Raw genomic sequence first — 12,017 nt, 5'->3', positions numbered from 1 at the left:
AGCGCGCACGACGGCTTTTCACGGTGCTCTGAGGGGAGTTACCGCCTGCATCCATGTCGCTCCCGTATAATCGCCATCTGCTCTGCAAGGCGATGAAGGAATCGGCGATGACGCGTATCGTGGTGTGCGGATCGATGGCTTACGACACGATCATGGTTTTTGAGGATCGATTTCGCGAGCACATCCTGCCCGATAAAATCCATATGATCAATGTGGCTTTTACCGTGCCACGGTTGCGGCGCGAATTCGGGGGCTGTGCCGGCAATATCGCCTATGGTCTGAAACAGTTGGGTTCCGAGCCGGTGATCGTTGCCACGGTGGGCGAGGATGTGCAGCCGTATTTCGCACGGCTGGAATCGCTCGGTATCTCGCGCGAAGGGATCGCCGTGCTGCCCGGGGAATTTACTGCCCAGGCGTTCATCACCACCGACCTCGACGACAACCAGATCACCGCTTTTCACCCGGGCGCGATGGCTTTATCGCATCGCAATCCGGTGGCGGGGCGTTTGGCCGGGCAGTGGGCCATCGTTGCGCCCGATGGCCTGGAGGGGATGCTCGCGCATTGTGCGGCGCTCGCCGAGGCCGGGATTCCTTTCGTCTTCGATCCTGGGCAGGCCTTGCCCCTCTTCTCGGGCAAACAGTTGTTGCAGTGCCTGGAACCAGCGCGGGTTTGTGCCGTCAATGATTACGAGGCGCAGTTGCTGGAAGAGCGTACGGGATTGTCGCTGGTGGCACTGGCTTCGCGGGTCGAGGCGTTCGTCGTGACGCGGGGGGCGCAGGGCGCCTGGGTCTTCGTCGAGGGGGAGCGTTTCGAGGTACCGCCGGTTCGCCCCGAGGCGGTGGTGGATCCCACCGGCTGCGGCGACGCCTTCCGCGCGGGACTGCTCCATGCGATCGCTTCGGGTAGTGATTGGATCCGGGCGGTGCGCCTGGGCGCCGTGCTCGGGGCGATCAAGGTCGCCTCACGCGGGGCGCAGAATTACACCTTGCGCCGTGAGGAGTTGGTGCGGCGCTATGAAGAAACCTACCAGGAGAATTGGCCATGGTCGTGAAGAAAGGGATGGTATTGATGGTGGTGGCGGCTCTGGGCGTGGCGGGATGTGCCTCGGGGCTTGGGGGCGGCACTTATGGTCGGACCGAGGCGCGCCGGGCGATGAGCGTACAGTACGGGGTGGTCGAATCGGTGCGGCCGGTGCAGCTCGAAGGCACGAAGTCGCCGCTGGGCGCAGGGGCCGGGGCGGTGGTCGGCGGGGTGGCCGGAAGTGGCGTCGGCGGCGGCCGTGGTCAGATCGTCGGGGCGACCGTGGGTGCCGTGGCCGGGGGCCTCGCGGGTGCGGCGCTGGAAGAGGTGGCGACGCGCAGGCCGGGCGTGGAGGTGACGGTCCGGCTGGATAACGGCCGCGTGATTGCGGTGGTTCAGGAAGACGAGGGTGAAGGGTTCCGCCTGGGTGAGCGCGTGCGCGTGCTCAGCGATGGAGGAACGATGCGGGTGGCACGCTGAGAAATGCATGGGGCTGCGAATGGCCCTGATGTGCGCGCGTGCGGAGGCGGGGTGTTCGCAGCGCTGGGTGCGAGATCACGCACGCAGCCGGCGGGCATCCGCGCCGTGAAGCGCGCCGCGATGCAGTCCCGTGGCAGAACTGATTCGCGGCGGCTTTCAACCTTGGATCAGTTTGAGTTCGTAGCCGACGATGCCGGCTTCGAAGGTCTCCAGCGCGAGGGTGCGCTCGATCCGTTCGTTCGGGGGGAAGTAGGGTTTTTCGGCTCCCCATTCCGAGGGGAGGATGTGTCGACGCACGAGTACTCGGCCGGTCGCGTCTTTCAGGGTGAGTTCCAGGGTGGGCCAGGGCGTGGGATGGGACGCCCGGTTTCGCAGCGTGAAGCCGAGGGTCCAACGGCCCGGGGCTGATTCGCGGATCAGTTCCGAGTGTTCGATGACGAGTGTTCGAGTGTCGAGAGGGGGGGTGACGGTGCACCCCAGTTCTTGGCAGATGCGCTCCCAGTAGGCGAAGGTCAGGGGAAAGCGTTGGATCCATTCTTGGCGCCAGAGGTAGGCAACCTGCCCTAGTGCCAAGAGCAGGAGCAGGAGCGCGGCGAACACGGCAAGGGGGGAGACGTGCCGTGATTCTCGTTCGAAGGGGAAGGTGGTGGGCACGAGTGGCGGTTCGCGCAGGAGGGGCTCGTCCGAAAACGTGTGATCTTCCCGCGTTGCCCTTGCGGCATCGTTGGCCTTGGGGGTGATTTCGTCACGCGACTGTTGGGGCGCCGAAGGCTGCCCGAGCGCCGGCTCCGCCCTCGTGGGGCTGAACACGGTCGGCCGATCGAGTTCGGGCAGAGAGAGGTCGGGTGTGGGGGGCGCCGGGGTATGTAGCAAGCGATCGAAATCGAGCCGCTGAGAGGATCCTTCCGCAGCAGAGGCCGCATCGGGCACGTCGAGCGCGTGCTTCTTGGTGTCGAAGGGTTCGAAACAGTGACCGCAGCGCGCCCAGCCTTGGGCTCGTTCGAGCTTGGCCGGATCGATCCGGAAGACCGTTCGGCAGTGGGGGCAGCGGACACGGAGGAGGGACGTCATACGGGACGGATGCCTTCGAGACGGATCCAGCCTTCGTCTTCGTCGCCCAGACTGAGGGCGATCCAGGGAGCGTAGGCGGACACGACTTCCCGGGCCTGTTCCAGGAGGATGCCAGACAGGGCGAGTTCCCCGCCGGGGCGGACGGCCCGGGCGATGATCGGCGCAAGGACACACAGCGGTTTGGTGAGGATGTTGGCCACGACCCGGTCGAAGGGGCCGGGCGGCAGATCACGCGCGTGGTACAACTCCAGCGCAACGCCGTTGCGTTCGGCATTGTAGCGGGCGGCCTCGAGCGCCTTGTCGTCGATGTCGACGCCGACCACCCGCGCCGCGCCCAGTTTGGCCGCGGCGATGGCGAGGATGCCGGAGCCGCAGCCATAGTCGAGCACCGTGTCGCCCGGGCGCACGTGGTCGAGCAGCCAGCGCAGGCACAGGCGGGTGGTCGGGTGGGAGCCGGTGCCGAAAGCGAGCCCGGGGTCGAGGGTGAGGGTGATGGCCGAGGGATCGGGCGGTTCGTGCCAAGAGGGAACGATCCACAGCCGCCCGTCGATGGAGATGGGATCGAATTGGCTCTGGGTGAGCCGTACCCAGTCGGCGTCGGCGAGCAATTCCACCTGGGGGTCGGGTAGCTCGGAGAGCCCGATGCCGATGCTGCGTGCGGCGGCGGCGAGGCCGGCGCGCCAGTCGGTGTCGATCTCGAAGAGCGCGAGTATCACCGAGCGATCCCACAGCCGTTCGGGGTGGAGCCCCGGTTCGCCGAACTGCGGGCGTTCCTCTGGCGTGCCGGCGTCCGCGTCTTCGATCCCGACCGAGATCGCTCCATGGGTGAGCAAGGCTTCCGAGAGCCGCTCGGCGAGCTCGGCGGGGGCGACGAGCCGGAGGTTACACCAGCGTGGCCGCTCCTGAGGGGTCATCGGCTGCGCTCCAGTGCCGTACGCCGCGCTTCGAGCCATTGCTCGAGGTAGTGGATGGAGAGGCCGCCTTCGTGGAAGGGGCCATCGTTCATCAGTTCGAAGTGCAGCGCGGCGTTGGTGTGGATGCCGTCGATGACCAGCTCCTGCAGGGCGCCGCGCATCTTGGCGATGGCCGCTTCACGGGTGTCGGCGTGCGCAATCAGCTTGCCGATGAGGGAGTCGTAGTGCGACGGGACGCGATAGCCGGTATAGACGTGCGAATCGACCCGCACGCCCGGGCCGCCCGGTGGATGCCAGTGGGTGATGAGCCCGGGGCTGGGGGTGAATCTGTAGGGGTCTTCGGCGTTGATGCGGCATTCGATGGCGTGGCCGTGCAGGGTGATGTCTTTCTGGCGGAACCAGAGTTTTTCGCCGGCGGCCACCCGGATCTGCGCCTGCACCAGGTCGATGCCGGTGATCATCTCGGTGACGGGGTGCTCGACCTGGATGCGGGTGTTCATCTCGATGAAGTAGAACTCGCCGTTCTCGTAAAGGAATTCGAAGGTGCCGGCTCCGCGGTAACCGATGCGTCGACAGGCTTCGACGCAGCGCTCGCCGAGGGTGGCGATCTTCTTGCGCTCGATCCCGGGCGCGGGCGCTTCTTCGAGGATCTTCTGGTGGCGGCGCTGCATGGAGCAGTCGCGCTCGCCCAGCCAAACGGCGTGACCGTATTCGTCGGCGAGTACCTGGATTTCGATGTGGCGCGGGCGTTCGAGGTATTTCTCGAGATAGACGGTGGGATTGCCGAAGGCCGCCTGCGCCTCGGTGCGTGTCATGGCCACGGCGTTGAGGAGCGCCGCTTCGGTGTGTACCACGCGCATGCCGCGTCCGCCGCCGCCGCCGGCCGCTTTGATGATGACGGGGTAACCGACGCGCCGTGCGAGCGCAAGGATGGTATCGGGGTCTTCCGGGAGCGCCCCGTCGGAGCCGGGCACACAGGGCACGCCGGCTTCTTTCATCGCCGCCTTGGCGCTCACCTTGTCGCCCATGAGGCGGATGGTCTCGGGCCGGGGGCCGATGAAGACGAATCCGGAGGCTTCGACCCGTTGGGCGAAGTCGGCGTTCTCCGAGAGAAAACCGTAGCCAGGGTGGATCGCTTCGGCGTCGGTGACTTCGGCCGCGGCGATGATGGCCGGAATGTTGAGATAGCTTTGGCTCGAGGAGGCCGGGCCGATGCAGACGGATTCGTCGGCGAGCAGCACGTTCTTGGCTTCGCGGTCGGCCTCGGAGTGCACGGCCACGGTGCGGATCCCTAGCTCGCGGCAGGCGCGCAGGATGCGCAGCGCGATCTCGCCACGGTTGGCGATCAGCACTTTCTTGAAAGGGGGGGCTTGCATCGGGGCGAGCTCCTTCAGGAGATCACGAAGAGCGGCTGACCATATTCGACGGGCTCACCGTTTTCCACCAGGATGGCGGTGACGGTCCCGGCTACGTCGGATTCGATCTCGTTCATGAGTTTCATCGCTTCGATGATGCACAGCCGGTCGCCCGGCTTGACCTTGCTGCCCACCTCGACGAAGGGTGCCGCGGTAGGAGAGGGGGCGCGGTAGAAAGTTCCGACCATGGGGGATTTGACGATGTGCCCCGCGGGGAGTGTCGATTCGGCAGAAGGGGCCGGCTCGGTGGGGGCGGCGACGGCCTGCGGGGCCACTGGCACAGGGGAGGCGACGACCGTAGGGCCGGCAGGCGCGGGCATGGTGAAATTGGTGGGCGGATGCTTGGCGATGCGTACCTTTTCTTCGCCTTCGGTGATTTCGAGTTCGGCAATGCCCGATTCTTGTACGAGGTCGATGAGTTTCTTGATTTTGCGCAGGTCCATGGAGTTTCCGCGTCGAAGAGGTTGAGGGATCAATTGGAGGGGATCAAGGCACGCAGGGCGTATTCGAGCGCCGCTTCGTAACCGTACGCGCCCAGGCCGCAGATGACGCCAACGGCCCGATCGGAAAGGTAGGAGTGGTGTCTGAAGGATTCCCGTGCGTGGATGTTGGAGAGGTGCACTTCGATGAAGGGAATGCTCACGGCGGCGAGTGCATCGCGTAGCGCCACGCTGGTGTGGGTGTAGGCGCCGGGATTGATGAGGATGAAGTCTACGCCTTCTTCCATGGCCGCCTGGATGCGATCGACGAGCTCGCCTTCGTGGTTGCTCTGGAAGGATTCGAGACGGACGCCGGCGGCTTGCGCCCGCGCTTCGAGCCGAGCGTGGATGTCGGAGAGCGTGGTGCGCCCATAGATTTCGGGCTCGCGCACGCCGAGCAGGTTGAGATTGGGGCCGTGAAGCACCAGGATGCGCAAAGCAGCGGGTTCACCGGCGTTGGCGGTGTGAGCGGCGTCGTCCATCGTGCCTGTCCTGGTTTTCGTGGTCGAAACCCGAAGTTTGCCGCAAATCGACGGCAAAATCTACCAGTAGGCACGAATGGGAAGATCAATCGGGGACGAGTGCGCCGTTGATGATGCGTACCCGCTGACCTTTGCTCACGCTGGGCGGCGTCTCGGTGCGCACCGAGCGATATGTCCCGTCGTCCATGCGCACGACGACTTCGTATTCTTCATCGGCACGGAGACGGCGTTCGATCTCGCGACCCGCGAGGGCTCCACCGACCACGCCGACGACGGTGGCGGCGGTCTTGCCGGAACCGGAGCCGATTTGGCTGCCGAGTAGGCCGCCAGCCACTCCGCCACCGATTGCGCCGAGCACTCCGGGGGAGTCCCGTTTGATGATGTGGATGGAGTCGACCACGCCGCACTCGGAGCAGACGGGCTGGGCATGCACCCAAGGGGTGAGCATGAGCAGGACCAGTGTGGTGAGCAGGGTGCGCAAGATTTTCATGATTTTGCTCCGATCAGGGAAAGATCGATTTTCATCTTAGCACCGATCGCGGGCGAATGCGTTGGCAGGAGGCGACTCGTGGCCTACTGCGCGGTGCGGCTCCAGCGCTCGAGCGTGGCGTGGGTCACGGGGCCGACATGGGAGGCGATTCTTTCGTTCCGGGGGCCGATCACGAGGGTGAAAGGCAGGGCGCGGTGGGGGTTGCCGAGTTCCGCAGTGAGATCGAGGAGCGTCGGTGGGGCGAGCAGTATGGGGTAGGGCAGCGGGGTGTGGGCGAGAAAACGTCGGAGGGCGGTTTCTTCGTCGAGGGCGATGCCAAGGAACTGGATTTCAGGCCAGGTGCGGCTGGCAGCGGCGAGCAGCGGCAGCTCGGTACGGCAGGGGGGACACCAGGTGGCCCAGAAATTGATCACGCGCACGCCTTCTGGCCAGTGTTCGGCGATACGTCGGGGCGGCCCTTCGGGGTCTCGCAATTCGGCCTGAAGCAGGCGCGTGAGCGCGGCGTCTGCCGCCGGGTTGCTCCGGGGTCGGGTGAGCCACCAGAGCGTTCCGCCCAGACCCAGCGCCGCCACCACGGCGAGCATGCCTCGGCGCCAGCGGGAGGGAGAGGGTTCGTCGTCCCTGGAACAGGGCATGGTCATGAAGCGGCAGGGGTGAGCGAGCCAGGAGGTTCGAGCAGGGCGAGCACGGCGGGTAGCCTCGCCCGGTGTTCGCTGCGCTTGAGGTTGCGCTCGCTCGCAAGAGGCCAGACGCGTAGGCTCACCGGTACATCGTGCCAGTCGAACTCGAAGATCGTCTCGGGTTCTTTGGCGCCACCGGCGCGCGGGGTGTGGACGTCGAAACGCAGCCAGGGGTGGTTGAGCAGGAAGATCTCGACCTCCTTGGCGCTCTCGGCGTAGAGGTCGATGTCGACGACCGACAGCGGCCCGGCGGTGCCCTCGAGGACGTGGCCCACGAGGTAAGTGCTCCAGGGCTCGAGCCAGCGCATCACCTCCACGGCGGTCTGGCGCATGCGCTCGAGCCGCTCGGCGTCGTCCTCGTCCTGGTATTCGGCGGCGCGGCGCGCGAGCGCGGCTTCGATCGCTTCGTTGGTCGGCAGCATGGTGCGCGGCGACAACCCGAGCTGCTTGACGGCCTTGCGCTTGGCGAGCGCATAGTCGCGTATGCCTTCGTCGTAGATGAGCCGCGCGGCGAGCTCGGCGATCTCTTCGCGGGCGTCGAGCGATTCGAAAGTACGATTGGTGGGCATCGGGTGTTCCACGGGTTGTGCGGGATCGTGGGGCATTTTACCATCGACGTTTTTCCGAGCAGGATGAAACGAGCGATGCGTATCCATGTGTTGGGGATCGGAGGCACCTTCATGGGCAGCCTCGCGCTTTTGGCGCGGCAGGCCGGGCACGAGGTCAGCGGCTGTGATGCGAACGTGTATCCACCCATGTCCGAGCTGCTCGAGGCCGAGGGGATCGATTGGATCGAGGGATACGAGGCGGGGCAGGCGAATCTGCCTGCGGATGTGTTCGTGGTGGGCAACGCCATCTCGCGCGGCAATCCTCTGCTCGAGGAGATCCTCGACCGGGGTCTGCCCTACGTCTCCGGGCCGCAGTGGCTGGCCGAGCAGATCCTGCCTGGACGCTGGACGCTGGCGGTGGCAGGAACGCACGGCAAGACGACCACGAGTTCGATGCTCGCTTGGATCCTCGAGGCGAACGGGCTCGCGCCGGGTTTTCTCATCGGGGGAGTGCCGGGAAATTTCGCGCGTTCGTCTCGGCTGGGGGCGGGGCCGTTTTTCGTGATTGAGGCCGACGAGTACGACACGGCCTTCTGCGACAAGCGGGCGAAGTTCGTGCATTATCGGCCGCGGACGGCGATTCTCAACAACCTGGAGTTCGATCACGCGGACATCTACCCCGATCTGGCGGCGATCGAGACGCAGTTCCATCATCTGGTGCGCACGATGCCGCGCTCGGGGCGCATCGTGGCGCTCGCCGGCGAACCGGCGCTCGAACGGGTACTCGCCCGCGGCTGCTGGTCGCAGGTGGAGCGCTTCGGCCCGACGCCGGGCCCGGAGGCGGAATGGACGGTGGCGGTCGCGGAAGACGGCGCTGCGGCCGAGTTCTTTCTCGAGGGGCGCCCGCTGGGCGGAATCACGCTGCCGGTGCCGGGGCGGCACAACGCGCTCGATGCGCTCGCGGCGCTCGCCGCGGCGCGCCACGTCGGGGTGCGCCCGCAGGATGGGCTCGAGGCACTGGCCGAATTCCGCGGCGTGCGTCGGCGGCTGGAGCGGCGCGGGGTCGTGGCGGGCGTGGCGGTCTATGACGATTTCGCCCATCATCCCACGGCGATCCGCGAGACGATCGCCGCGCTGCGTCCGCGCGTGTCGGGACGTTTGCTCGCTGTGTTCGAGCCGCGCTCGAACACGATGAAACTGGGTGTGATGCGCGCGGCTTTGCCCGAGGCGCTCGCCGGCGCGGATCTCGTGCACTGCTACGCCAAAGGGTTGAGCTGGGATGCCCGTGAGGCCCTGGCGCCACTCGGCGAACGGGTGACGGTGGGTGAGGAGATCGAGGCGTTCGTGGCCGGGATCGTGGCGCAGGCGCGCCCGGGCGATGCCATCCTCGTGATGAGCAACGGTGGATTCGAGGGCATCCACGAGCGGCTGCTCACGGCGCTCGCCGCGCGCGAGGGAGCATCATGAGCGAAGAGGCGATGGTCCCTGCATGGTGGGAAGAATCCTGCGCGGCGCTCGTGACCCTTGATGATCGGCTCGAGCCTTTGATCCTGCAGGCGAGGCCGCCGGCCGTGACGCCCTCGGGCGACGCGTTCGCCACGCTCGCCCGGGCGATCGTCGGGCAGCAGCTGTCGGTGAAAGCAGCGCGTCGGGTATGGGAACGATTGGAGGAGGGTTTGGGATCGGTCTCGCCGCAGACCGTGCTCCAGGCGGGGGCGGCGCGCCTGCGTGAAGCGGGCCTGTCCGGCGCCAAGGCGTCCTGGCTCGTCGACCTGGCGGAGCATTTTGCCGTCGGGCGGCTCGATCCCCGGTGCTGGCAGGAGATGGACGACGAGGCGATCGTGCGCACGCTGATCGCCGTGCGCGGGATAGGGCGGTGGACGGCGGAGATGTTCCTCATTTTCCACTTGTGGCGGCCGGACGTGTGGCCCATCGATGACCTGGGGCTGCGCCGGGCGCTCGTGCGCCATGCGGGTCTGCCGGAGAAATCTCCGCGGCGGGTGTGGCTCGAAGCCGGCGAGCGCTGGCGCCCATGGCGAACGGCGGCGACGTGGATCCTCTGGCGCAGCCTGGAGGCGTCGCCGGTGATCTATTGAACCTTGATCAGCTGTTCGACAGCAATTCTTAACACTTTATTTTCTCAAGTTTTTTCTCCTGCCGCCGTAAACACTCCGGTCCAGATCGACGGTAGGGAATCCATGAAAATCTCGTCCTCTCAGCTGACGCTGCAGGCGCAGTCCTCATCCTTGCAGCGTCAGGAAGTGGCAGTGCGTTTGTCGTGGCGCGACCGTCCTGGGCCGCAAGAAGGGGGGACGAGAACGGCGTCGCCCGCGCCCGCGTCGCCCTCGGCAACGGCACAGTCGACTCAGCTTACACCGACGGACGAAGAGGCACGCACGCTCACCCCGGGTTTGCAGCTGTTGAAACGCCTGCTCGAGCGGGTCTTGGGGCGGTCGATCGATCTAGTCGATCTTCGTCAAATCGAGACGCCGGAGGCGACGGCGGTGCCGACGCAGGCACCTGCGCCGTTGCCGGGGAAATCGAGCGCGACTGCGGCGGCCGGCGGTTTGGGCGGGACGCTGACGGTGCACACCCTGACGGTGGAGCAGCTCTCCTTTTCGGCGAGCGGTCGCGTGCAGACGGCCGACGGGCGCAGCATCGAGTTTTCGCTGGGTTTGGCACTCACGCGCGCCACCGCCTCCGAAGTGCAGGCGGTGTTCGGTGCGGCAGTGCAGGATCCGCTGGTGCTCGATTTCGCCGGCACGTGGGCGGAGTTGCGCGACCTCGGTTTTCGTTTCGACCTGCGCGGTGACGGTTCAGAGGTGAATCTGCCGCTACCGACGGTTGGCAAGGGATTCCTCGTGTTCGACCGCAACGGCAACGGCTGCGTCGATGACGGGCGGGAACTCTTCGGTCCGAGCACCGGCGACGGCTTCGGCGAACTCGCGGCGCTCGATGCCGACGGTAACGGCTGGATCGACGAGAACGACCCGGCGTGGTCGCAGCTCTACGTGTGGCATCCGTATCGCCGCGACGTCTTGATCGCGCTGCCGGAGGCCGACGTCGGGGCGATCGGCTTGGCGCGGGCGGCAACGCCCCTGACGGTGACCGACGAGGGCGGGCAGGCCCTGGGAGCGCTGCGCAGCACGGGAATCTATCTGCGCGAGTCGGGCAGCGTCGGCACCATCTCGCACCTCGACGTGAAAGCCTGAATCAGGGGCCGTTCTTGGGTGGCGCCTTGGGCTCGGCGCCTTGCCGATCGAGCCGGCGGGCTTCTTCCTCGGGAATGTACTCGAAGACGCGCACGACCTTACGCACGCCGCTGGTGGTACGGGCGATCTGGGTGGCGGCGTCGGCTTCGCGCCGCGTCACCAACCCCATGAGATAGACGACGCCGTTCTCGGTGACCACTTTGACGTGATTGGGGGCAAAGGCGCCTTGGCTCTGGTTTACGAAGCGGGCCTTGACCTGCGCCGTGATGTTGGCGTCGTTCATGCGTGAGCCGAGCGAGCTGGGGCTGGCAATCTGGATTTCGTTGACCACGTCGCGCACGTTCTCCGTTTCACGCGCGAGCCGTTCGGCCAGTGCCCGGTTTTCCTCGCGCGGGGCTTCGCCCGTGAGCAGCACGATGCGGTTATAGGACGTCACGCTGATGTGGACGCGATCACCCAGCTGCCGGGCGATTTTGTCGCTGACCTTCCATTCGATTCCTTCGTCGTCGACGATCGCGCCGGTGGTGCGGCGGTCGGAGGCCACCGACGCGGTGACGGCGGCGCCGCCCGCCATGAGGGGAAAACAGCCGGAAAGCGGCAGGATCGACGCGGCGGCGAGCACGAGCAAGGAAAGGGTGGAGCGTCGTAGGGACGTGCGGGTCATGCGAAGTCTCCGAGAAGGACGGCGTCGAGGGCTTCGACGAGGAGATCGAGGGTGAAGAGCATGAGTTCCCCGTGGCGCGACGGCGGAAGTTCGGGCAGTTCCACGGGGACGTCGCCGCCGGCGAGCCCGTCGAACCATGTACCGTCGACGTCGGTGCCGAGCGCGACCAGCGCGATTCCATTTTCGTGGGCGGCCGTGCGTAGCGCCGTGGCGGTCGGATTCGGGCGGGCGAAGAGCAGCACGAGGGCATCGCCAGGCTGTGCCAGCGCCGTGAACGGACGCAGCGCCGCTTCTCCTTCACCTTCGATGCGCAGCGCCGCCACCGGCGGGCGCTCGCGATCGAGCCCATGCCACAGGCGATGGAGAAACAGCTCGGCGAGCGCACGTTCCGGACCACCCGCCCAGACGAGGATGCGACCGCTCTGCAGCAGGCTTTGGGCCAAGATCTCGGCGGCCGCTGCGCAGGGGGCGGCGAGCGCCGGGGCCGTCTCCTGCAAGAGGGCGGACTGGAAGAGGAAAGGCTCGGTGAGGTGTTCGATGAGATCCATCGATTTAGTCTAA

15 protein-coding genes are annotated in these 12,017 nt (G+C 66.4%); 5 read left to right on the top strand and 10 right to left on the bottom strand.

The window, feature by feature from the left end; translation table 11 throughout:
- Positions 1 to 107: 107 nt before the first annotated feature.
- Together GV368_RS04635 and GV368_RS04630 are read left to right on the top strand one after the other, a co-directional pair.
- Positions 108 to 1,052, top strand: a complete 945-nt coding sequence (locus GV368_RS04635; protein ID WP_142803551.1) for a carbohydrate kinase family protein — start codon at positions 108 to 110, stop codon at positions 1,050 to 1,052.
- Positions 1,043 to 1,501: an outer membrane lipoprotein gene (locus GV368_RS04630; RefSeq protein WP_142803550.1), complete on the top strand. Its 459-nt coding sequence runs from the start codon at positions 1,043 to 1,045 to the stop codon at positions 1,499 to 1,501. Before GV368_RS04635 ends, GV368_RS04630 begins: the two co-directional genes overlap by 10 nt.
- A gap of 156 nt (positions 1,502 to 1,657) precedes the next feature.
- Here the strand turns inward: GV368_RS04630 and GV368_RS04625 are convergent, their stop codons facing one another.
- The 8 genes from GV368_RS04625 to GV368_RS04590 all read right to left on the bottom strand — a co-directional run bounded on the left by GV368_RS04625 (position 1,658) and on the right by GV368_RS04590 (position 7,601).
- Positions 1,658 to 2,572: a zinc-ribbon and DUF3426 domain-containing protein gene (locus GV368_RS04625; RefSeq protein WP_169115658.1), complete on the bottom strand. Its 915-nt coding sequence runs from the start codon at positions 2,570 to 2,572 to the stop codon at positions 1,658 to 1,660.
- A complete protein-coding gene (gene prmA, locus GV368_RS04620) occupies positions 2,569 to 3,486 on the bottom strand; it encodes a 50S ribosomal protein L11 methyltransferase (RefSeq protein ID WP_142808621.1) in 918 nt (305 codons plus the stop codon). The genes GV368_RS04625 and prmA overlap by 4 nt, the downstream gene beginning before the upstream one ends.
- The gene (accC, locus tag GV368_RS04615; RefSeq protein WP_142808623.1) at positions 3,483 to 4,862 is read right to left on the bottom strand and encodes an acetyl-CoA carboxylase biotin carboxylase subunit; all 1,380 of its coding nucleotides are present in this window, start codon (positions 4,860 to 4,862) and stop codon (positions 3,483 to 3,485) included. Before accC ends, prmA begins: the two co-directional genes overlap by 4 nt.
- Before the next feature lie 14 nt (positions 4,863 to 4,876).
- Positions 4,877 to 5,344: an acetyl-CoA carboxylase biotin carboxyl carrier protein gene (gene accB / locus GV368_RS04610; RefSeq protein WP_142803547.1), complete on the bottom strand. Its 468-nt coding sequence runs from the start codon at positions 5,342 to 5,344 to the stop codon at positions 4,877 to 4,879.
- 29 nt (positions 5,345 to 5,373) lie between these two features.
- Positions 5,374 to 5,862, bottom strand: a complete 489-nt coding sequence (gene aroQ, locus GV368_RS04605; protein ID WP_142803546.1) for a type II 3-dehydroquinate dehydratase — start codon at positions 5,860 to 5,862, stop codon at positions 5,374 to 5,376.
- A gap of 85 nt (positions 5,863 to 5,947) precedes the next feature.
- Entirely contained in the window at positions 5,948 to 6,352 is a 405-nt protein-coding gene (locus tag GV368_RS04600; protein WP_142803545.1) for an outer membrane lipoprotein, read from the bottom strand.
- Positions 6,353 to 6,435: 83 nt separating this feature from the next.
- Complete coding sequence (locus GV368_RS04595) at positions 6,436 to 6,987, bottom strand: TlpA family protein disulfide reductase (protein ID WP_169115657.1); 552 nt, start codon at positions 6,985 to 6,987, stop codon at positions 6,436 to 6,438.
- 2 nt (positions 6,988 to 6,989) lie between these two features.
- On the bottom strand, positions 6,990 to 7,601 hold the full coding sequence (locus GV368_RS04590; protein WP_169115656.1) for a hypothetical protein: 612 nt from the start codon (positions 7,599 to 7,601) through the stop codon (positions 6,990 to 6,992).
- 75 nt (positions 7,602 to 7,676) lie between these two features.
- Between GV368_RS04590 and mpl the strand changes: the two genes are divergently transcribed.
- From mpl to GV368_RS04575, 3 genes are all read left to right on the top strand, one after another.
- Positions 7,677 to 9,047 (top strand): UDP-N-acetylmuramate:L-alanyl-gamma-D-glutamyl-meso-diaminopimelate ligase, encoded by a 1,371-nt coding sequence (gene mpl / locus GV368_RS04585; RefSeq protein WP_169115682.1) that lies wholly within the window; start codon positions 7,677 to 7,679, stop codon positions 9,045 to 9,047.
- Positions 9,044 to 9,676 (top strand): DNA-3-methyladenine glycosylase family protein, encoded by a 633-nt coding sequence (locus GV368_RS04580; RefSeq protein ID WP_142808631.1) that lies wholly within the window; start codon positions 9,044 to 9,046, stop codon positions 9,674 to 9,676. The genes mpl and GV368_RS04580 overlap by 4 nt, the downstream gene beginning before the upstream one ends.
- Positions 9,677 to 9,778: 102 nt before the next feature.
- Complete coding sequence (locus tag GV368_RS04575) at positions 9,779 to 10,792, top strand: hypothetical protein (protein ID WP_169115655.1); 1,014 nt, start codon at positions 9,779 to 9,781, stop codon at positions 10,790 to 10,792.
- 1 nt (position 10,793) lies between these two features.
- On the opposite strand, the gene GV368_RS04570 is transcribed toward GV368_RS04575, so the two are convergent.
- Both GV368_RS04570 and GV368_RS04565 read right to left on the bottom strand, forming a co-directional pair.
- On the bottom strand, positions 10,794 to 11,456 hold the full coding sequence (locus tag GV368_RS04570; protein WP_169115654.1) for a BON domain-containing protein: 663 nt from the start codon (positions 11,454 to 11,456) through the stop codon (positions 10,794 to 10,796).
- Positions 11,453 to 12,004, bottom strand: a complete 552-nt coding sequence (locus GV368_RS04565) for a phosphoheptose isomerase family protein (protein ID WP_169115653.1) — start codon at positions 12,002 to 12,004, stop codon at positions 11,453 to 11,455. Before GV368_RS04565 ends, GV368_RS04570 begins: the two co-directional genes overlap by 4 nt.
- Between the last annotated feature and the right edge of the window lie 13 nt (positions 12,005 to 12,017).

The organism is Tepidiphilus baoligensis (genome assembly GCF_012911495.1).
In the GTDB taxonomy this organism is placed as follows: domain Bacteria; phylum Pseudomonadota; class Gammaproteobacteria; order Burkholderiales; family Rhodocyclaceae; genus Tepidiphilus; species Tepidiphilus olei.
Note: the sequence above shows the minus strand (reverse complement) of the source record. Positions and strands in the feature narration are given on the sequence as shown.